Consider the following 18,274-nt stretch of genomic DNA (forward strand, 5'->3'; position numbering starts at 1 on the left):
ATTCGGAGGTGTTAGCTCTTACCCGAACATCATCAGTTCACGACGAGGAGGGCCCGATGGCCGAGACCATCCCCGCCGAGTTCCGGATGCTCGACGAGCGCTTCCGCTACATCGACGGCGACTTCGTCCTCGAACGGCTGCATGCCGGCGCGCGCAAGAGCGAGGGTCCGGCGTACTTCCCGGCGGGGCGCTATCTGGTGTGGAGCGACATCCCCAACGACCGGCTCCTGCGCTGGGACGAGACCACCGGCGCCGTCGGCGTCCTGCGCGGTCCGTCCGGCTACGCCAACGGCAACACCGTCGACCGGCAGGGCCGGCTCGTCACCTGCGAGCAGGGCAACCGGCGCGTCACCCGCACCGAGCACGACGGAACGGTCGCCGTGCTGGCCGACCGCTACCAGGGCAGGCGACTCAACAGCCCCAACGACGTGGTCGTCCGCGCCGACGGAACGATCTGGTTCACCGACCCGACCTACGGCATCGCCGGCGACTACGAGGGCGGCCGGGCCGAGAGCGAACTCGGCGGCGCCTGCTACGTGTTCCGGCTCGACCCGTCCACCGGCGACCTGCGGGTGGTCGCCGACGACTTCTGCCGTCCCAACGGCCTGGCCTTCTCCCCCGACGAGCGGCGGCTCTTCATCGCCGACACCCGGCAGGAACCCAGCCACATCCGCGTCTTCGACGTCACCGCCGAGGGCGACCTGACCGGCGGGAAGATCTTCGCCGAGTGCGACAACGGGCGCTTCGACGGCCTGCGCCTGGACGACGCCGGCCGGGTCTGGGCCGCCGCCTGGGACGGCGTGCACTGCTTCGACACCGACGGCACCCTCATCGGCAAACTGCTGCTGCCCGAGCCGGTCGCCAACCTCACCTTCGGCGGCCCGAAACGCAACCACCTCTTCATCACCGCGGGCACCAGCGTGTACTCGCTCCGCGTGACGATCAACGGCGCCCAATATCCGTCGGCGTAGCCGCGCGGCTACGCCGGGCCGTCCGAGAGATCCATCAGTTCGCGATACGCGGCGAGGACGACCTCGATCTCCTCGGCCAGCCGTTCGCTCGGCCCGGGCCGTGAAGGCGGATCTTCGTCGGCGAACTCGGCCAGCACCCGCTCCGCGTCCCGGGTGGCCCGGCGCAGCGCCTCCTCGCAGACGAAGTCCTCGCTCACGCTCGCCACGTTCTCCAGCGCCGTCGTCCGCCGGGCGATCTCCGCGTCGAGCTCCGACAACGCGCGGTCGATCCTGTCCTGTTGGATTCCCAACGAGCGCACCGCCGGATTGCTCTCCGGGAGCCCCGCGCACGTCTGGGCCCGGAGATCGTCCTGCGCCTTCCGCAGCCGCTCCCGGCGTTCGATCAGGCCGGCGAGGTTGAAGATCGACTGAGCCAGCGCATGCTCAGCTGACGGCAGGTCGAGCATCGTCCCGAGCGCCGGCCAGGCCGCGCAGCTGCGTTCAGCCACCGCGACGACGCCCGCCAGCGCCGCCCTGCCGTCCGCGGTCACGAGGACCCGGTGCGCCGCCGCAGGCCGGGTGTCGTCGGGCCGGACAACCGATCCGCGCCTGCGCTCGGTGCCGGCGAAGGGGGAAAGGCCGATCAGAGCCAGGCCTGGCAACGCGAGCGCCGGCCACCACCGGGCTCCGAAGCAGCTGACGAGGGACGCCGCCATCACGCAGAGCACGCCGAAGCCACGCACCTCTCGTCCCGTCCACCCTCCCCGGGCCGGAGCCGCCGGAGACATCGCCACCACCGGACCCCAGCGACGAATCTCGGCCGGCCCGCCCGAGACCCTCAGGGGCAGCGTCGAGACGATGACGACCGTGTCGTCCTGCGCCACGAACAGAAGAGGCGACCGGGCTGAGCCCACGCTGACGTGCTCCTTCGGCAGAGAATCGGGTTCCCGTCATCAACCGATGAAGCGACGGCGCCGTAATGGTGGCCGCGGGGCAGATTCGGCCGGTTCGGCGGCTCGCCGGCCGGGTGCGTGGGATCCTGGGGTGCACGGCCCGCCCCGCGCTGGGCGCAAGGGCCGGGCCGACTACCGCCGGGGCCGGTGTTTCAGCACAGACCAGCGGGACGTCTGGCCGTCGCCCGGCCGCTCGTTCGTGTCCAGCTCAGGCCCGTGGGTGCCGCAGCTGTTCCAGGGGGCCGCGATGAGGGAAGCGCATTGGCGGCACGCCGGGGTTCTGGCGGCCGCGATGCTGCTGATCGTCGCGGGTGGCGTCGTGGAGCTCGCGACACCGCCCCGGGCGGTGATGTCCGGGGTCGTCGTGCTCGGGCTGGTGCTGGCCGCGGCCTCGGCGCGGCCCTTGGCGGTGGCCGCCGTCGGGGTGTTCGCCGCGCTGGTGGCCTGGGCCACGTCGTCGTGGCAGGGGTTGTCCGGCAGCGTCGCCCAGGTGACGGTGCTCTCGGTGGTCGCCGGGACGACTCTGCTCAGCATGGCCGTCGCCCGCCGGCAGCAGGTCCTGGAGGGTCGCGGCAGCGGTGCCGCCGAGAATCGGTCGATGCTCGCGGCCATCGTGGAGTCGTCGGAGGATGCGATCATCACCACCGATCTCAAGGGCAGGATCACCACCTGGAACGACGGCGCGACGCGCCTGTACGGCTGGACGGCGCAGGAGGCGATCGGCGCCAACATCACGCTGGTGCTGCCGCCCGAGCGGGCGGCGGGCCTGGCGGCGGCCCTGGCCCAGCTCGAGGAGGGCCGGGCCGTCGGCCTGCTGGAGACCCAGCGGATCCACAAGGACGGCACGGTCATCGACGTGACGACGAGCGTGTCGCCGGTGCACGACAGCGACGGCACCGTGGTGGGCGGCGCCGGGATCGAGCGTGACATCACCGGCCGCAAGCGCGCCGAGCGCGAGCGCCGGCAGATCCTCGAACGTTCCGCGCGCGCGGAACGGCTGGAGAGCCTCGGCCAGCTCGCCGGCGGCATCGCGCACGACTTCAACAACCTGCTCGCGATCAACCTCAGCTACCTGGAGTTCGCCCTGGAGCGGACCACCGACCCGGAGACGATAAACGATCTCGGCCGGGCCCGGGCGGCCACCGACCGGGCCCGCGACCTGACCCGGCAGCTGCTGCTCTTCGCCCGCAAGGAGCCCGCCAACGCGGAGCTCATCGACCTCAACTCCGTGATCGACGAGACCCGCGCCCTGCTGCAACGCAGCATCGGCGCCCACATCGAACTGGTCGCGCACCTGGCCGAGGAACCCGTGATCATCCGGGCCGACCGCAGCCGGAGCGAGCAGATCCTGCTCAACCTCGTGATCAACGCACGCGACGCGATGCCGGACGGCGGTGTGATCGCCATGGAGGCCGCGCCGGTCGACGTCGCCGACGAGCCGGCCCGGCAGCCGTCGCTGCCGGCCGGCCGCTACGCCCGGCTCCGGGTCGCCGACACCGGCACCGGCATGCCCCCGGAGGTCGCCGCGCACATCTTCGAACCCTTCTTCACCACAAAGGCCAAACAGCACGGCACCGGCCTCGGGCTGGCCACCGTGTACGGCATCGTCACCGACGCCGGCGGGACCATCACCGTCACCTCCGAGCCGGCGGTGGGCACCACCTTCGAGATCCTGCTGCCCCTGGCCCCACCGGACGAGCCGTCGTCACCCTCCGGTGCTCAGACCCGGCACTGCCAGGTGCGCGCGTCGTAGTAGTTGACGAACCGTTCGACGGTGGCGGTCACCGAGGTCGTCTTCCGGCAGACCGCGAGGACGTCGACCGAGAAGTAGGTCGGCCCGCCGCGGCTGTGGTTGACGCACCGCCAGTCGTAGACGGTGGTACCGAGGAGTGCCGCGGCGCTGTGACCGGTGGAGGTGCAGTAGTTCTCGAAGTCCGGCGCGACGGCGCCGGGCGCGACCTGCCAGCACTTGACCGAGGTGGGATCGCGGAAGTCGCCGATGCGGTCGACGGCGTCGCCGGTCGCGTAGGTCCAGCGGCAGGCCGCGTCGAACGTGAGATCGCTCCGGCCGCCGTCGGCGGCGGCGCAGTGCCAGTCGTACGCGGTCGAGCCGGCCAGGACGGCGCCGGCGTTCCCGAGCGAACGGCAGTACGCGCCGAGGTCGAGCCCGCCTAGCTCCCGGGGCGGCGAGGCACCCGCGGCGGCCGGGCTCGCGGCGGCCAGCACGCTCGCGACGCCGGTGAGCAGGGCGAACAGGGTCTTGCTGATCGAGCGCATGGATCTCCTGGAGAGTTCGCGGTGATGACGTCCGAGCCGTCGTCCTCATTGGAGGATCGGCAGCGACAGCCTAGGCCGGATTCCGCGTTCTGCAAGAGCTTGCAAAGAGAACGTAACTTCTCTCACCGAATGAGAGGACTTGCATGGCGAGATGAGGCCCGGCTCCGGCGGCGGAGCCGGGCCCCCCGCGCGTCAGCCGTTGCCGACGCCCCAGGAGTCCACCGTCGCCTCGACCGGGTGGGTGCCCGAGCCGATCAGCGGCATCAGCGCCGCGCTCGTCCCGCCGTCGGACGGCGACGCCACGCCACCGAGGTGCGCGGACACCGCCACGGCCAGGGCACCCACCGCGATCGCGACCGGTACGAACAGTGCGCGGCCCAGGACGGCCATCCGTCGCTGCATGAGCTTCCTCCTTCATCGAGCGTGCGGAACTCGCACGCGTGCGTCCCGCAAGGATCGGCGTACGCCTTTGGGTGTCCTTTCGGTCGACGCCGTCCGGCCATTCCCGGAAATTGCGTTGTGGCCGCCCGGCGCATTTGTCATTCTCATTGCGGCCCCGGCGGCTTCAGAAGCAAGCGCCTACCACAACGGACGCACTGGCGATCACACCAAGCTGGTCCGCTGCCCTCCTGGCGACCGATCCTTCACATCGGATCCGCTACGGGGCCACCCTTCGTTCCCATTCGCTTCGGGGATTTCCCCGAAACAGAGGTGAGTCATGTCCAATCGCCATGAGGTGATCGTTCGCAGCGGTTTCCGTGGTCTCCGTTACGTCGACGGCCGTTTCGACCAGGTTCTCGAGCCGGGCCGCTACCGCCTGCCCGCCCGCCGGTACCCCGGGCAGCGGCTGCCGCGGGTCGACGTCGTCCCGGTCGACCTGCGCGAGCGCGAGCTCAACATCAAGGGCCAGGAGATCCTGACCGCCGACAAGGTCGCGGTCCGGGTCAACATCATCACCCACTTCCGGGTGGTCGACCCGGTCGCGGCGATCGAGAAGGTCGCCGACTACGGCGACCGGGTGTACAGCGACGTGCAGCTTGCGGCGCGGCGCTCCCTGGCGTCGATGACGCTGGAGGCCATCCTGACCAACCGCAACCAGCTCAGCGAGGACATCCTCCGCGACGTGGAGGGCGTCTCCGCCGGCTACGGCATCGAGATCATTCGCGCCGACGTCAAGGACCTGGTGTTCCCGGGCAACCTCCAGGACATCATGAACCGGGTGCTGACGGCGCAGCGGATGGCCGAGGCGCAGATGGTCGAGGCGCGTACCCGCGCCGACCGGGAGGCGCTCGAGGCGAACTCGAAGGCGGACTCCGAGCGGGTCGCCGCGCAGGCCCGGGTCGAGTCGACGCGGCTGGCCGCCGAGGGTGACGCCGCGGCGCAGCGGATCCGGACCGAGGCCGAGGTCGACGCCCTGCGCCGGCTCGCCGAGGCCGCCGAGGCCTACGCGCAGCACCCGGCCCTGCTGCGGCTGCGCGAGCTCGAGACTCTCGGCGCGCTGGGCACCAACGCCGCGGCGCGGCTGTACATCGGGTTCGACAAGCACAGCGACGGCGTGGCCTGATTTGCAATATTCGTGTCGTTGACGCCACGATCGGCGGCCCGCGACGATCGACGGCATGGACCGCCGTACCGTCGTCGTGATCTTCGAGGGCTTTCAGCTGCTCGACCTGGCCGGACCGGCCGACGTCTTCGCGACCGCGAACCTGCTCACCCGCGCGGACGGCTACGACCTGGAGGTCGCCGCCGTCCGCGCGGGGCAGGTCAGCGCGCAGAACGGGATCGTCGCGCTCGCGCGGACACCCCTCGCCGGGCTCACCGGCCCGATCGACACCCTGCTGGTCGTCGGCGGGCTGACCCTGTCGGCCTGCCCGGCCGACCGGGAGCTGGTCGCGGAGATCGCCCGGCTGGCTCCGCACTGCCGCCGGATCACCTCGGTGTGCAACGGCGCCTTCCTGCTCGCCGCCGCCGGGTTGCTCACCGGCCGGCGCGCCACCACGCACTGGCTCGCGGCCGACCGGCTGGCCGCCGGCTACCCGCAGGTGCGGGTGGACGCGGACGCCATCTACGTCAAGGACGCGAACGTCTGGACCTCCGCCGGTGTCACCGCGGGCATCGACCTGGCGCTCGCCCTCGTTGCCGAGGACCACGGGCACGAACTCGCCCGCCAGGTGGCCCGGGGCCTGGTCGTCTACCTGCAACGACCCGGCGGGCAGAGCCAGTTCAGCACGCCGATGCGGGCCAGCACGCCGCCGAGCGAACGGTTCCGCGAGCTTCAGGCGTTCATCGACGACAACCCCACGGGTGACCTGAGCGTGCCCGCCCTCGCGCGGCGCAGCGCGATGAGCGAACGCCACTTCTCCCGCCTCTTCACCGCGCAGACCGGCATGTCACCGGGCCGGTACGTCGAGCGCAGCCGGGCGGAGGCCGCCCGCCGGCGGCTGGAGGTCACCGCGGACCCGCTGGACCGCATCGCCCGGGAGTCCGGGCTCGGCGGCCCGGAGACCCTCTACCGGATCTTCCGCCGGCACTGGCGGATCTCACCCGGCGACTACCGCCGCCGCTTCCACGCCGAGGAGTTGTGAACATGCACATCGCCATCCCGCTGTACCCCCGTTACACCGCGCTCGACGCCGTCGGGCCCTACACGGTCCTGGCCTTCACCGAGGGCTTCACGGTCACCTTCGTGGCCGCCCGGCCCGGTGCGGTCCTCGACGACCAGGGCAGCCTCGCCCTCACCGCCACGAAGTCCTATGCGGACCTGCCGTACCCGGACGTGATCGTCGTACCGGGCGGGCCGGGCACCGTCGAGGCGCTCCAGGACAAGGACCTGATCGACTGGATCACGGTCGCCCATGAGCGCACCCGCTGGACGACGTCGGTGTGCAGCGGATCGTTCCTGCTGGGCGCCGCCGGGCTGCTGAACGGCAGGAGGGCGACGACTCACTGGGGCTGGCTCGAACACCTCTCGGGGTTCGGCGCGCAACCCGTGAGCGAACGCGTCGTCATCGACGACCGGATCATCACGGCCGCCGGCGTATCGGCCGGCATCGACATGGCCCTGACCATGCTGGCCCGGATGACCGACGTCGCGACGGCACAGACCGTCCAGCTGGCGATGGAGTACGACCCGCGGCCGCCGTTCGACGCCGGCTCGCCGGCGACCGCGCCGGCCGGCATCGCCGAGCGCGCCCTCGGGCTGATCGGCTGAGGCGTCACGCCAGGCAGCGGCCGTTGGGCAGCAGGCCGGCCACCTCGTACCACTGGTCGCCGGAGGCCAGGTCCAGGTAGCCCACCACGCAGCCGTCGCCCATCAGCAACGAGTAGACCAGGGCGCCGGCGGGCGCGGGATCCTCGCCGGTGGCGAGGCGGACGACGCTGTCGGGCAGGCCCGCCGCGCCGAGAGCGTTCCGGGCGGTCGCCACGTCGGCGTCGGTCGCCGCCCGGAGCGCGCCCCGGTCATCGCAGCCGACCGGCCCGGGCGGCGGGCAGAGAAAGGCGCGATGGAGCGCGTCGCGCATCAACCAGGCGGTGCCCTCGTGGCCGATCGGCCCCGGGTTGACGATGTCGGCCCGCCGGACCCGGTCGCGCGCCTTGCGGTGACAGAGCTCCTCGGCCGCCTTCACCTCGGCCTCGTCCGGGCCGACCAGGAACGCGCACGAGTATCCGCCGGTCGCCTCGCCCCGGCCCGCATACCAGGTGGCACCGGCCACGGCGAGCGCCGCCGCCGCGAGGGTCACGACGGCGGCGGCGAGCCACAGACCCCGGCGCCGCGGGCGGGAGTCCTCGGGCTGATCACTGTCGCCGAAGACGAACACGCCAGGCAGGGTAGCGCGACCGCCCGACAGCTATCCGGAGACCGGGGTGGCGCCCGCGACCGCGGCACAGATCCGCGGCAGGGCCACGCCGATCGGCTCCCGGATCACCTCGGCGGCGAGGTCGTCGTACGGGGTCGGGTCACGGTTGACGATCACCAGCCGGTTGCCGGCGTTGACCGCCACGGCGCACAGCGAGGCGACCGGTTCGACGCCGAGCGAGCTGCCGACCGCGAGCATGAGCTGGGCGTTGGCCGCGATCCGCCCGGCCAGGCCGGTGACGGCGGGATCGAGGTGCTCACCGAACAGCACCACGGCCAGCTTCAGGATCGCCGCGCAGTCGGCGCAGCGGGGATCGCGGTCGCCCGCCCGGACCCGGGCCATCGTCGGCCCGCTCGGCGTACGCCGGCCGCAACCGGTGCAGACCACCTCGTGCATCGAGCCGTGCAGCTCGAGCACCTTGCGCGCGCTGGAGCCGGCGCCCTGATGCAACCCGTCGACGTTCTGCGTCAGCACGCGCACCGCCACCCCCGAGTGCTCCAGCCCGGCGAGCGCGCGGTGCGCCGGGTTCGGCCGGGCACTCCAGGCCGGGCTGTCGAGATAGGTGTCCCAGAACGCCGCCCGGACCGCCGGGTCGGCCATGAAGGACTGATAGGTGAACGCCTTGACCAGTCCCGGATCCCGGGTCCAGACGCCGGCCGGCCCCCGGTAGTCCGGGATACCGGAGTCCGTCGAGATGCCGGCGCCGGTGAGCACCGCCACCCGTTCCACTCCATCGAAGTAGTTGCTGTTCACGGTTGTCGATGGTAGGCAGCGGGCGGTCGGCCGACGAGCCATTTACCAGGGCGTCAGCGGGCCGGGCGCCGCCAGGCGCCGCCGGTGACCACCTCCTCAAGGCGGCTCAGGCGCGCGGCGCCCATCCGGGCATGGGTAACCGGGTCGGCGAGCGCGATGACGAGGTCGGAGGTGAGGTAGGCGGCCTCCCGGACCTCGCACTCCGCGCGGAGGACCTCCGGGGAGGTCACCGTCTCCCGGGCGATGACGTCGAGGACCGTCTCCAGGTGCGGGCCGGCGTCCGCGATCAGGAAGAACCAGTCGTCCACCGGCTCGCCGAGCCGGGCCCACTCGAAGTCCAGCAGCGCCGTCACGTCGCCGCCGGAGGCGAGCCAGTTGCCCCAGTGGCAGTCGGCGTGCACCGGGACGACCGACCGGGCGTGTGGCGGCGCGCCCTCGGCGATCGCCGTGAGGCCGTCGAGCAGCGGGCGCCGCACGACCCCGTCCCGGTCCGCGGCGGCGAGGCTCTCGACCCCGGCGAGCAGCGCCGCCCGGCTGACGAAACCGCCGTGGTCGAGCGGCTCGCCCAGCGTCCGCCCGGCGTGGCCGGCCGGACGCCAGCGGTGCAGCGCGCCGAGCCGCTGAACCGCCTGCCCGGCCAGGGAGCGCGCGGTCGCGGCGTCGGCGCCGGGCAGGCCGGCGCCGGGAGCGACACCCGGCGCGCGGGCGTAGCACGCGTAGCGGACCTCGCGCCCGTCCAGCCGGTGCAGGCCGCTGTCGAGCAGCGGGGCGGTGATGCCGGCCGGCAGGGCGGGCGCCAGCGCGATCTCCCGGTCCAGCCGGGAGTGGCCCGCCACGGGAATGATTTTCACGACGATGTCCGCGCCGACGTAGACGTGATGCGAGAGACTTTCCGCGGGCGTCATGACGCCGGGGTCCCGCCCCAGGGCCGCCTCCACAATCACCCGCGCGAGGTGATGCGCCTGCCGCAGGTCGGTCATCGGCGATGCCACGGGTCTCGGATCTCCATGCCCGGCCTCCTTCGGGATCTTGTACATCCTTCCAGGTCGGCCGGGAATTCGTGGCTTGCCGGCGCGCGGAAGCGGGCCGAATCCGTGCCGTGGCAACGATTCCCGGCATGTGGAAGGCCGGAAACGACGCCGGGATGGGACCGGGCGGAAGTCCCCAAAAAGGGGTGGCGACGGCCTCTTGGCAACTTTGGATCTCAGTCGCTACCGTGACGGAGACGTTGCTGATCGTAGATCCTTCGGTCACCTGACGTTGATCGCAGGTTCACCTGCGTCAGGGGCGGCCGTGGCCGGACCATGCCGCCCGCCCGGACGAGGAGAAGGGAGCATGGTCATGGCGAAAAAGTCCAAGAAGTCCAAGAAGGACAAGAAGAAGGACAAGAAGAAGTAGCTGCACCGCTGGGCCGGTCCCCGTCGTGCAGGATCGGCGGAGTGGGGCCGGTCCAGCGGATCGCGCCACTCCCTTCCTGCCAACAGGGCCGCGCGGCCCGCTAGGAGCAACGCATCGTCGAGTGAGGTGTCGTGATGCACGGCGAGATCCTGAACCTGCTGGACTGCCACCTGTCCGAGCTGCAAGCGCTGCGCCGCGAACTCTCCGGACGACACGCGGCCCTGCCCGGCGAGCGCCGGAGGGTGGCCGCCGCGACCGCCTCCGCCGCCGAGCGGTACGCCCGCACCCTTTCCTCCATGCTGACCGACGTCGACGGTCAGCTGCCCGCCGCGCCGTAGCGGAACTCCCGACGGCCGTCGGGAGCGTCCTGGGTGGATGGTGGGCCGCGCGCTGGTCGCCGCCGGACAAAACTCGATAGATGGCGGAGTTGCGCCCTGGCGCGACTCCGCCAGCCGTCGGTGTTCACGGGCTTCCGGCAAAGAGATAGAACTTCTCGCATGCCAACCCCCACGCAGCCACCCGCACCTGGACCGGCGCGGCGCCGATTTATCGCCGCGGCGGCAGCGGCCGGCCTGATCGCCGCCGCGACAGCCGCGATCCCGGCACCCGCGAACGCCACCTCCCCCGGCCCGTCCCCCACCGCCGCGCCCCAGTCCCGGCACACGGTCACGCTGATCACCGGCGACGTGGTCACGGTGACGGCGTCCGCCGGCGGCACCGAGACGGTCGACGTCGACCGGCCCGACAACGCCGTCGGCGGCGTCCGCATGCAGCAGAGCGGCGGCGACCTGTTCGTCCTGCCCGAAGAGATCCTGCCCCTGCTCAGCGGCGACCGGCTGGACCGGCGGCTGTTCAACGTCACCGATCTCATCGAGATGGGCTACGACGACGCGAAGGCCGCGACCGTGCCGGTGATCAGCACCTATCCGCCGGGTAAGACACGCGCCGCCGAGCCGGTCACGCCGCAGGGCGCGAGGCTGGTGCGCGACCTGCGGCGGGTCGGTGCCGCGGCGCTCGCGGTGGACAAGAAGCAGACCCGCTCGTTCTGGACCACCATCGCGCCGGGCGCGGGCAAGGCCCCCGCCGCGCTCGGCGGCGGGGTGTCCAAGCTCTGGCTGGACGGGCGGGTCACCACCAACCTCAAGGAGAGCGTGCCGCAGATCGGCGCGCCCGAGGCCTGGGCCGCCGGTTACGACGGGCGCGGGGTCAAGGTCGCGGTGCTGGACACCGGGATCGACGCCGGCCACCCCGACCTCGCCGCTCAGATCGACGAGAAGGTCAGCTTCGTGCCGGGCGAGGACACCGCCGACGTCAACGGCCACGGCACGCACGTCGCCTCGACGATCGTGGGCACCGGGGCGGCCTCCGGCGGCTCGTACAAGGGTGTCGCGCCCGGCGCGGACCTCATCGTCGGCAAGGTCCTCAACAACAACGGCTCCGGCCAGGACTCGTGGGTGCTCGACGGCATGCAGTGGGCGGCCACGTCCGGGGCCGACATCGTCAGCATGAGCCTGAGCGACTCGACGCTCTCCGACGGGACCGACCCGATGTCGGTCGCGGTGGACACCCTGTCCGCGCAGTACGGCACGCTGTTCGTCATCGCGGCCGGCAACAGCGGGCCACAGACCATCGGCTCGCCCAGCGCGGCCGCGAGCGCACTCACCGTCGGCGCCGTCGACAAACAGGACCGCCTGGCGGCCTTCTCCAGCACCGGTCCGCTGGTGCGCAGCGGCGCGCTCAAGCCGGACATCACCGCGCCCGGCGTGAACATCACGGCCGCCCGCTCGCAGCAGATGACCACCGGCACCGGCGCGTACCGGTCGATCAGCGGCACCTCGATGGCGACGCCGCACGTGTCGGGCGCGGCGGCGATCCTGGCGCAGCGCCACCCCGACTGGTCCGGCCGACAGCTCAAGGAAGCGCTGATGAGCAGCGCGAAGGGCCTGGCCGCCGGCTACACGCCGTACCAGGTCGGCACCGGCCGTGTCGACGTCGCCGCCGCCGTCCGCGGCGGCGTCCGGGCATCCGGCCCGGTCTTCTTCGGCAACTTCGACTGGCCGCACGAGCCGACCGACGCACCGGTGACCAGGCAGGTGACGTTCACCAACCCGGGCGCCACCGACGTGACCCTGAACCTCGCCACCACCGGAACGGGCCCGTTCTCGGCGGGCGCCGCATCGGTGACGGTCCCCGCCGGCGGCCAGGCGAGCGTCCCCGTCACCGGCGATCCGACAAAGGGCGGCGGCGGCCAGTTCACCGGCTACCTCGTCGGCACCGACGCCGCCACCGGCGCCGCGGTCACCCGGACCTCACTCGGCCTGATCAAGGAGGACGAGCGGTACGACCTGAAGGTCAAGCTCCTCGGCCGCGACGGCAGGCCCGCCACCTCGACCGTGGTGGTGAAGAAGGCGGGCGATCCCGACCCGTACTACTACACCGTCACGGGTGAGCAGACGCTGCGGATGCCGCCCGGCACGTACACCGTGGAGTCGTTCCTGGATGTTCCGGGCGAGCGGGCCGACTCGCTGGGCTTCGCCGTGCTGGTGGATCCGGAGACCGTGCTCAAGGACTCGGGAGCCACCGTCGTCCTGGACGCCGGCAAGGCGCGCCTGCTGGACACGACCACGCCCCGGCGCAGTCAGGACCGGCAGCGCCGGATCGACTACACCGTCGGGTACGCCGGCGGCGACAGCTTCCGTGACGCGTTCCAGATTCCGGTCAAGTACGACGACCTGTACCTCTCGCCGACCGAGCAGGTCACCGAGAGCTCGTTCACGATGGTCAACCGGTGGCGCAGGGGTGAGCCGCTGCTGAGCCTGGACGCCCTCGGGCTGCGGCCCGTCGAGGCCACCGTCCAGCCGGGCAGCACCCTCACCGCCGGCCGGGACCTCCTGACCACCGTGTACGCGGGCAACGGCGCGGCCTCGGACTACGCCGCGCTCGACGCGAAGGGCAAGGCCGTGGTGGTGACCCGCAGCGCCGCGGTCAGCGCACCGGACCGTACCGCCGCCGCCGTGGCCGCCGGCGCGAAGCTGCTGCTTGTCGTCAACGACGGCGCCGGCGTGCTCAACGAGTCGGTCGGCGCGTCGCCGATCACGGTCGCCACCGTGCACCGCGACGCCGGCGCGCAACTGGTCGCCCTGGCCAGGACCGGCAGGCGGCACCTCGTCACCAACCAGGTGCCGTACGCCACCTACCTCTACGACCTGACCCGCACGTACTCCGGAAAGGTGCCGGACAAGGCGCTCACCTACCATCCGCGCACCGACGACCTCGCCCGGATCGACGCGCACTACTACAACCCCACGCAGGCGATGGAGGGCAGCGGCGGCCGGTACGACGTGACCTTCATCCCGGGTCTCGGGTTCCCCGAGCGGGAGTGGCACCCCTCCACCCGGACCGAATGGGTCACCCCGGGGCAGCTCTGGCACGAGACGCACGCACAGGGCACCTGGACGGACAGCTCCAACCGCAACACGTACGCCAAGGGAGCCACCCGGCTGGACTGGTTCGCGCCGGCCGTCCGGCCCGCGTTCAACCGGACGTTCGCGGTGCAGAACAGCCGCTACCGCGACTTCATGACCATCAACGTGCAGGCCTGGAGCCCGTCCGCCGACCACCTGGAGCACGGCGGCAACCTCGAATGGGGTTCGGTGCCGACCAACCTGAAGCTGTACCAGGGCGACAAGCTGCTGCACGAGAACAAGCTGTCGTCGTCGCTGCAGTGGAAGGCCGTCCCGCCCGGGACGCTCCCCTACCACCTGGTGCTGGACGCCTCCCGCCCGGCCGAGGAGTGGCGGCTGTCGACCCGTACGCACACCGAGTGGGACTTCGTCTCCAGCTCCAACGACTCGGACCGGTTCGAGCCGATGGCGCTGCTCCAGATGGAGTACCGCCTCGACACCGACCTGCACGGCGACGCCCGGGCCGGCCGCACCGAGGAGATCCGCGTCAAGCCGATCCCCCAGGCCGGCGGCGGACCCGCAACGGGCAACGTCACCGCGGTGACGCTGGAGGTGTCGTACGACGACGGCACCACCTGGCAGCCGGTGACCCTGCGCAAGGGCGGCGGCTGGTGGAACGGCGCGCTCCGGCTGCCGAGGCAGCCGGGTGGCTACGTGTCGGTGCGTGCCGCCGGCACGACCGACGCCGGCTTCGCCATCAAGCAGGAGATCATCCGGGCGTACGGCCTCCGGTGAGACCGCTCGACGGGCCCTGGGGCGGCGACGTCCCGGGGCCCGGGTCTGTGCAGGACGCGCCCGCGTGGCGCATACTCTCTCCGCGTCTACGGGTGGAGAGGAGACGGGCACCGATGCTGGGTGCGCTGGGCCTGAACCCCGAGGACGAGGCGGTCTACAGTGCGCTCGCCGCACGCGCGCAGGCCGGCCCCGCCGAGCTGGGCGATGCCCTGCACGTGCCCGCGCCCGAGGTCGAGGCGGCGCTGTCGAACCTGATGGCGTGCGGCCTGGTGAAGTCCACACCGGACGGTGCGTTCGCCGCGGCGCCGCCCGCGATCGCGCTGGGCGCCATGATCAGCGAGCGGCGTGCGGAGCTGCGCAGCGCCGAGCTGGCGCTCGTCACCCTCGCCGAGGAGCACCGCAAGGCGATGGCCGGCCGCAGCATCAGCGAGCTGATCGAGGTGGTCACCGGCGTCGAGGCGATCCGGCACCGGTTCGCCCAGGTGCAGCACGCCGCCCGCAGCCAGGTGCGCAGCTTCGTCACCACGCCGTTCGTCGCCGTGCCGCCGGGCGCCAACCCGGTGGAGTCGCAGATGGTGGCGCAGGGCGTGCGCTACCGGGTGGTGATCGACCGGCCGGCGCTCGCCGAACCCGGCGTGGTCGCCGAGACCATCGAATCGCTGCGCGACGGCGTCGAGGTGCGGGTGGTCGAGTCGCTGCCGATCAAGCTGATGCTCGCCGACGCCGAACTCGCCCTGGTGCCGCTGACGGTCACGCCCGGCGAGGAGCCCGGCGCGGTCCTGCTGCACCGCGCCGGCCTGCTGACGGCGATGGACGCGCTGTTCGAGATCGTGTGGCGGCACGCGCATCCGCTCGACGTGTCCGCGCTCGACGGCGAGGGCGGGCAGCGGGCACAGGACGTTGAGGCGGACGCACCCACCGCCCTGGACCGCAAGATCCTGGCGTTGCTGCTGGCCGGGCTCACCGACCAGGCGGTCGCCACCCAGCTCGACCTCTCCTTGCGTACGCTCCAGCGCCGCCTGCGCCACCTGATGGACCTGGCCGGGGTGCAGAGCCGGATGCAGCTCGGCTGGTATGCCGCCCGCCACGACTGGGGATGACCCTCAGCCGGCCATGAACTCCCGCACCCCGCGCAGCCGGGTACGCAGCAGCGCAACCGCCCGGTCGGTGCGCAGCCGCACGTCGGTGGGTAGCCGCAGGCCGGAGCCCACGATCGTCCCGGCGGGTATCCGGGCGGGGTCGAGGCCGGCGCGGCGGGCGGTCAGGACGCCCAGCTCGTAGCGGTCGATCGCCTCCGGGCCGGTGACGTTGAGTACGCCCCGGTAGTCGCCGGCGGCCAGCTCCAGCAGGGCGTCGGCCAGGTCGTCGACGTGCACCGGCTTACGGATCATGTCGGTGAACAGCGCGCCGCGGCGTACGCCGCGGATCAGGTCGTGGGTGAGGGTCTCGTGCTGCCCGCGGCCGTCGCCGAGAATCAGCGAGGTGCGCACCACGGCCGCCTCGGGGCGGATCGCCCGGACCGCGGTCTCGGCGGCGGCCTTCGCGGCGCCGTAGCGGTACACCGGGTCGGGCAGGGCGGACTCGTCGTACTCGACCGCCTCGCCGGAGAAGATCGCGTCGCTGGACACGTGTACCAGCCGGACGTCCGCCGCCGCCGCCGCGACGGCCACGTGCGCGGCGCCGTCCGCCATGACCCGCCAGTCGTCGCGCCCCGTCGCGGTGTGGATGACCGCGTCCGGCCGTACCCGATCGATCAGGTCGCGGACCGCGGCCGGATCCCGGACGTCGAGCCGGTCGTAGCCCTTGGTGTCGGTGCTGCTGAAGTACGTGCCGGTCACCGACCATCCGGCCGCGGCGCGCTCCGCGAGCCGCGAGCCGAGGTGCCCCGACGCGCCGGTTATCAAGATCCTTCTGGTCATGTGCACGGACCCTACCGCCGGCCCACCACCCCGTTGTCGGATCTACAAAGGACCACCCCGGTGTGGGAACATCGGCTTGCGGCCCGGCCGCGTCCGGCCGGCGCCCGACGCACGAGGGAGGAAACACCGATGGCAGTCTCCGTGAACCTCGACGCGATTCTCGACGAGGAGTATCGATCGAGTCAGCTTGTCGACCTCGTCGACGCACCCGTTTCGGCGCTGTCCGGCATCTCCGAGGCCGAGGCGGAGGGTCTGCGGCAGGCGTTCGGCATCGAGACCATCGGCGACCTCGCCGACAACGCGTTCGTCCGGGCCGCCGTCGCCATCAGGGAAATGGCGAAAGTCGCACAGTAGGCCGTCCGGTTAACGTTGGCTCCTTTGGTTCCCCGCGTCCGTTCGATATGCCACCCTGGCGGTCAACATTCGCGGGTGATCACGGGGGCGGCATGGCCAGACGCGTGTTCCTGCACGTCGGCGCGCCGAAGACGGGCAGCACCTTCGTGCAGGACGTGCTCTGGAAGAACCACCCGAGGCTGAGACGCGCCGGCATCCTGCTCCCCGGCACCCGGTCCGCGCACGACGACGCCATGACCGACCTGCGCGAGGTGTCCTGGCGCGACCCCGGCGCCACCTGGACCTGGGACCGGATGGCCGGGGAGGCCGCCGGGTGGCCGGGCGACGTCATCATCAGCAACGAGGCGCTGGGCGGCGCCACCGCCGCGCAGGCGGAACGCGCGGTGTCCAGCCTCGAGCCCGCCGAGGTGCACATCCTGGTGGCGGGCAGGGATCTCTGGCGCACGTTCCCGTCGATGTGGCAGCAGAGCATCCGGGAACGGCGGGTCTGGCGGTTCGGGACGTTCCTGCACGACGTCGAGCACGGCAGGTTCGAGGCGTTCTGGGAGCTGCACACGGCGAACCGGATGCTGCGCCGCTGGGGCGACCTGGTACCGCCCGCCCGGCGGCACCTGCTGACCGTTCCGGGGCCGGCGGCACCGCGTGACCTGCTCTGGCACCGGTTCGCCGGCGTCATGGGCATCCCGGACGGACTCTGCGAGCTCGCCGCGCCCACGTCGAACCCGTCCCTGGGCGCCGCCGAGATCGAGGTGCTCCGCCGGGTCAACCAGGCGCTGGGCGACAGGTATCCGCACCGGACCCCGTACCAGCGGGTCGTGCAGCACCACCTGGTCGACGCCGTGCTGAAGCAGGCCGGGAACGAGATGCGGATCGGTGTCGGGCTCGACCGGGCCGGCTGGGTGGGCGAGCTGGCCGAGCGCCAGATCGCCGAGCTGCGGGAATATCCGTGCCACGTGGTCGGCGCCCTGGCGGAGCTCCGGCCGGCCGGCGTGCGGCAGGCGACCACCCCGGACGAGCTCGACGACGGCCAGGTGCTCCGGGCCGCGATCGACACCATCGTCGGCATGCTGGGGCACGCCGAGTCCCTGCGACGGCGGGCGGACCAGGGCGATGACGCGATCCTGAGCAGAATCCGGCGCCGAGCCGCCCGAGCCGTTTGGCGCCGTGGCGGCGAAATGCGCTGACGACCATTTCCCTCCCGCGTGGACGCTGGGTGGAGCCCGATTATGAACCTTTTTCTAATCGCGCGATCGGCCCGCAATTCCCTGTAACGACCATCACAGAACGTGACGCCCGACGCAAGCCACGCATGGCGGTCCACAGTCGATTATGGCGAAGCGGTCAGCGTGACCTGCGCAGTTACAGACCTCTCGAAAGCCACTGCGCACTATGATTCGGGCAACCGCGACATATCAAAATGGTGCCGCGGACATCGATCGACTACACCGCGTATATCTCTACTCGCTGGTCACGTGTCGCCCCTCACGTTTAAGGTTCACATTTATGGTTCCGCCGTCCTCGTATGGAACTGTCGGGGCGCATTCAGGAGCCGGACCACTATCACGCCAATAAACGCGTGAATACGTCTGGCATTTACGGCGGTCCGTAAAGGAC

The 18,274-nt window shown here is 71.9% G+C and carries 17 protein-coding genes; 10 read left to right on the plus strand and 7 right to left on the minus strand.

The window, feature by feature from the left end; genetic code table 11:
* Positions 1-56: 56 nt before the first annotated feature.
* Complete coding sequence (locus BJ971_RS23195; protein ID WP_184995334.1) at positions 57-971, plus strand: SMP-30/gluconolactonase/LRE family protein; 915 nt, start codon at positions 57-59, stop codon at positions 969-971.
* A gap of 8 nt (positions 972-979) precedes the next feature.
* On the opposite strand, the gene BJ971_RS23200 is transcribed toward BJ971_RS23195, so the two are convergent.
* Positions 980-1,834, minus strand: a complete 855-nt coding sequence (locus tag BJ971_RS23200) for a hypothetical protein (protein WP_184995335.1) — start codon at positions 1,832-1,834, stop codon at positions 980-982.
* 316 nt (positions 1,835-2,150) lie between these two features.
* Here BJ971_RS23200 and BJ971_RS23205 point away from each other — a divergent pair, with 316 nt between their 5' ends.
* Entirely contained in the window at positions 2,151-3,656 is a 1,506-nt protein-coding gene (locus tag BJ971_RS23205) for a two-component system sensor histidine kinase NtrB (protein WP_184995336.1), read from the plus strand.
* On the opposite strand, the gene BJ971_RS23210 is transcribed toward BJ971_RS23205, so the two are convergent.
* On the minus strand, positions 3,623-4,180 hold the full coding sequence (locus tag BJ971_RS23210) for a hypothetical protein (RefSeq protein WP_184995337.1): 558 nt from the start codon (positions 4,178-4,180) through the stop codon (positions 3,623-3,625). The genes BJ971_RS23205 and BJ971_RS23210 overlap by 34 nt on opposite strands.
* 192 nt (positions 4,181-4,372) lie before the next feature.
* Positions 4,373-4,582 carry a hypothetical protein gene (locus tag BJ971_RS23215; RefSeq protein ID WP_184995338.1) on the minus strand — a complete coding sequence of 70 codons (210 nt, stop codon included), beginning with the start codon at positions 4,580-4,582 and terminating at the stop codon, positions 4,373-4,375.
* A 316-nt stretch (positions 4,583-4,898) separates the two neighbouring features.
* Between BJ971_RS23215 and BJ971_RS23220 the strand changes: the two genes are divergently transcribed.
* Genes BJ971_RS23220 through BJ971_RS23230 form a run of 3 tightly spaced genes read left to right on the plus strand, consistent with a single transcriptional unit; the run spans position 4,899 to position 7,391 of the window.
* Complete coding sequence (locus BJ971_RS23220; protein WP_184995339.1) at positions 4,899-5,744, plus strand: slipin family protein; 846 nt, start codon at positions 4,899-4,901, stop codon at positions 5,742-5,744.
* A 55-nt stretch (positions 5,745-5,799) separates the two neighbouring features.
* Positions 5,800-6,765, plus strand: a complete 966-nt coding sequence (locus tag BJ971_RS23225; protein WP_184995340.1) for a GlxA family transcriptional regulator — start codon at positions 5,800-5,802, stop codon at positions 6,763-6,765.
* 2 nt (positions 6,766-6,767) lie between these two features.
* Positions 6,768-7,391, plus strand: coding sequence for a DJ-1/PfpI family protein (locus tag BJ971_RS23230; protein ID WP_184995341.1), 624 nt, complete (start codon positions 6,768-6,770; stop codon positions 7,389-7,391).
* A 4-nt stretch (positions 7,392-7,395) separates the two neighbouring features.
* Here BJ971_RS23230 and BJ971_RS23235 read toward each other — a convergent pair whose 3' ends face one another.
* Genes BJ971_RS23235 through BJ971_RS23245 form a run of 3 tightly spaced genes read right to left on the minus strand, consistent with a single transcriptional unit; the run spans position 7,396 to position 9,782 of the window.
* Positions 7,396-7,998 carry a hypothetical protein gene (locus tag BJ971_RS23235; protein ID WP_184995342.1) on the minus strand — a complete coding sequence of 201 codons (603 nt, stop codon included), beginning with the start codon at positions 7,996-7,998 and terminating at the stop codon, positions 7,396-7,398.
* 30 nt (positions 7,999-8,028) lie between these two features.
* On the minus strand, positions 8,029-8,790 hold the full coding sequence (locus tag BJ971_RS23240; RefSeq protein ID WP_203709610.1) for an SIR2 family NAD-dependent protein deacylase: 762 nt from the start codon (positions 8,788-8,790) through the stop codon (positions 8,029-8,031).
* 53 nt (positions 8,791-8,843) lie between these two features.
* Positions 8,844-9,782, minus strand: a complete 939-nt coding sequence (locus BJ971_RS23245; RefSeq protein ID WP_184995344.1) for a phosphotransferase family protein — start codon at positions 9,780-9,782, stop codon at positions 8,844-8,846.
* A gap of 540 nt (positions 9,783-10,322) precedes the next feature.
* On the opposite strand from BJ971_RS23245, the gene BJ971_RS23250 reads away from it, so the two are divergent.
* The 3 genes from BJ971_RS23250 to BJ971_RS23260 all read left to right on the plus strand — a co-directional run bounded on the left by BJ971_RS23250 (position 10,323) and on the right by BJ971_RS23260 (position 15,487).
* Entirely contained in the window at positions 10,323-10,526 is a 204-nt protein-coding gene (locus tag BJ971_RS23250; protein WP_184995345.1) for a hypothetical protein, read from the plus strand.
* 159 nt (positions 10,527-10,685) lie between these two features.
* Positions 10,686-14,387, plus strand: coding sequence for a S8 family peptidase (locus BJ971_RS23255; protein WP_184995346.1), 3,702 nt, complete (start codon positions 10,686-10,688; stop codon positions 14,385-14,387).
* 113 nt (positions 14,388-14,500) lie between these two features.
* Positions 14,501-15,487 carry a helix-turn-helix domain-containing protein gene (locus BJ971_RS23260; protein WP_184995347.1) on the plus strand — a complete coding sequence of 329 codons (987 nt, stop codon included), beginning with the start codon at positions 14,501-14,503 and terminating at the stop codon, positions 15,485-15,487.
* Positions 15,488-15,490: 3 nt separating this feature from the next.
* Here BJ971_RS23260 and BJ971_RS23265 read toward each other — a convergent pair whose 3' ends face one another.
* Positions 15,491-16,306: a sugar nucleotide-binding protein gene (locus BJ971_RS23265; RefSeq protein ID WP_184995348.1), complete on the minus strand. Its 816-nt coding sequence runs from the start codon at positions 16,304-16,306 to the stop codon at positions 15,491-15,493.
* 129 nt (positions 16,307-16,435) lie between these two features.
* Between BJ971_RS23265 and BJ971_RS23270 the strand changes: the two genes are divergently transcribed.
* Both BJ971_RS23270 and BJ971_RS23275 read left to right on the plus strand, forming a co-directional pair.
* Positions 16,436-16,660 (plus strand): hypothetical protein, encoded by a 225-nt coding sequence (locus BJ971_RS23270; protein ID WP_184995349.1) that lies wholly within the window; start codon positions 16,436-16,438, stop codon positions 16,658-16,660.
* 92 nt (positions 16,661-16,752) lie between these two features.
* Positions 16,753-17,844, plus strand: coding sequence for a hypothetical protein (locus BJ971_RS23275; RefSeq protein WP_184995350.1), 1,092 nt, complete (start codon positions 16,753-16,755; stop codon positions 17,842-17,844).
* The last annotated feature ends 430 nt before the right edge of the window (positions 17,845-18,274 follow it).

The sequence above is a fragment of the Amorphoplanes digitatis genome (genome assembly GCF_014205335.1).
Taxonomy (GTDB): domain Bacteria; phylum Actinomycetota; class Actinomycetes; order Mycobacteriales; family Micromonosporaceae; genus Actinoplanes; species Actinoplanes digitatus.

Excerpts from the sequence above, each read along its gene's own strand:
- BJ971_RS23195 (WP_184995334.1), top strand. The coding sequence starts at position 57 with ATGGCCGAGACCATCCCCGCCGAGTTCCGGATGCTCGACGAGCGCTTC.
- BJ971_RS23260 (WP_184995347.1), top strand. The coding sequence starts at position 14,501 with ATGCTGGGTGCGCTGGGCCTGAACCCCGAGGACGAGGCGGTCTACAGT.
- BJ971_RS23270 (WP_184995349.1), top strand. The coding sequence starts at position 16,436 with ATGGCAGTCTCCGTGAACCTCGACGCGATTCTCGACGAGGAGTATCGA.
- BJ971_RS23275 (WP_184995350.1), top strand. The coding sequence starts at position 16,753 with ATGGCCAGACGCGTGTTCCTGCACGTCGGCGCGCCGAAGACGGGCAGC.
- BJ971_RS23210 (WP_184995337.1), bottom strand. The coding sequence starts at position 4,180 with ATGCGCTCGATCAGCAAGACCCTGTTCGCCCTGCTCACCGGCGTCGCG.
- BJ971_RS23265 (WP_184995348.1), bottom strand. The coding sequence starts at position 16,306 with ATGACCAGAAGGATCTTGATAACCGGCGCGTCGGGGCACCTCGGCTCG.
- BJ971_RS23205 (WP_184995336.1), top strand. The coding sequence starts at position 2,151 with ATGAGGGAAGCGCATTGGCGGCACGCCGGGGTTCTGGCGGCCGCGATG.
- BJ971_RS23230 (WP_184995341.1), top strand. The coding sequence starts at position 6,768 with ATGCACATCGCCATCCCGCTGTACCCCCGTTACACCGCGCTCGACGCC.
- BJ971_RS23225 (WP_184995340.1), top strand. The coding sequence starts at position 5,800 with ATGGACCGCCGTACCGTCGTCGTGATCTTCGAGGGCTTTCAGCTGCTC.
- BJ971_RS23220 (WP_184995339.1), top strand. The coding sequence starts at position 4,899 with ATGTCCAATCGCCATGAGGTGATCGTTCGCAGCGGTTTCCGTGGTCTC.
- BJ971_RS23255 (WP_184995346.1), top strand. The coding sequence starts at position 10,686 with ATGCCAACCCCCACGCAGCCACCCGCACCTGGACCGGCGCGGCGCCGA.
- BJ971_RS23250 (WP_184995345.1), top strand. The coding sequence starts at position 10,323 with ATGCACGGCGAGATCCTGAACCTGCTGGACTGCCACCTGTCCGAGCTG.
- BJ971_RS23215 (WP_184995338.1), bottom strand. The coding sequence starts at position 4,582 with ATGCAGCGACGGATGGCCGTCCTGGGCCGCGCACTGTTCGTACCGGTC.